General features: G+C 73.6%; 1 protein-coding gene and 1 pseudogene. Both read right to left on the reverse strand.

Annotated features, from left to right (window positions below):
- Positions 1 to 290: pseudogene (locus tag SJH88_RS19210) on the reverse strand (hypothetical protein); the annotation flags it as partial.
- On the reverse strand, positions 278 to 922 hold a 645-nt coding region (cbiT, locus tag SJH88_RS19215; RefSeq protein ID WP_274755398.1), incomplete at its 5' end, for a precorrin-6Y C5,15-methyltransferase (decarboxylating) subunit CbiT. The pseudogene SJH88_RS19210 and the gene cbiT, both read right to left, overlap by 13 nt.

A 922-nucleotide genomic window follows, 5' to 3' on the forward strand; every position in this document is an offset into this window, starting at 1 on the left:
CTGCCGCTGGGGTGGGCACGGGCTGGCCGGCCAGCTGCGCTGGTCGGCAGGGCCAGCAGGTGCGTGGCCCACGGCAGTTGCGTGCGCCAGGCCTGCAGGGCCGGGTGGTCGGCCTTGTGCACCAGCACGGCCAGGGTGGTGACGGCCGGTGCCTGGTCCGCCGGCCAGTCCGGTTGCTGCACCAGCCAGTCGCAGGCCTGCTGCCACAGCGCCTGCAGGTGGTCCGCACGGGCCGTGGCGCGCAGGCCCAGGCCCGCTACCAGGGGCTGCGTGGCGCTCACCGCTGCCACACCCATTGCACCAGCGGGCGCGCGGCCTTCCAGCTGCGCATGCGGCCCAGGGCCTCCACGCTGGACAGCTCCAGCCGCTGCAGCTGCCCGCCGTGGCTGGCGTGCAGCTGGACCAGCAGGGCCTGGGTTTCCAGCGTCACGCCGTTGACCACCAGGCGGCAGCCCGCGGGCATGGCAACTTGCAGATGTTCAAACAGGGTGGCGTCGAAGCCGCCGCCCACAAACACGGCCTGCGGCCGCGGCAGATCCTGCAAGGCCTGGGGCGCTGTGCCGTGGATGCAGCGCAGCGCCTGCTGCAGGCCAAAACGTTGGGCGTTGCGCTGGATGTTGGCCACGCGCGTGGCGTGCTGCTCGATGGTGATGGCCTGGCCCCCGGCCAGGCACCATTCCACCGAGACCGAGCCGGAGCCCCCACCGATGTCCCACAGGCATTGGCCGTGGCGCGGTGCCAGGGCGGCCAGCGTCATGGCGCGGATGGGGGCCTTGGTGATCTGGCCATCGTGGGCGTACCAGGCGTCGGGCCGGCCGGGGGTGGTGGGCAGGCCTTCCTGCTGCGCGCTGTGCGCCAGCACGGCCACGCAGACCGGCGATTGCGCCGGGTCTTCGGCCAGGGCGGTGGCGACGCTCGGCCG

It is taken from the genome of Comamonas sp. GCA5, from assembly GCF_036541385.1.
Taxonomy (GTDB): domain Bacteria; phylum Pseudomonadota; class Gammaproteobacteria; order Burkholderiales; family Burkholderiaceae_C; genus Comamonas; species Comamonas aquatica.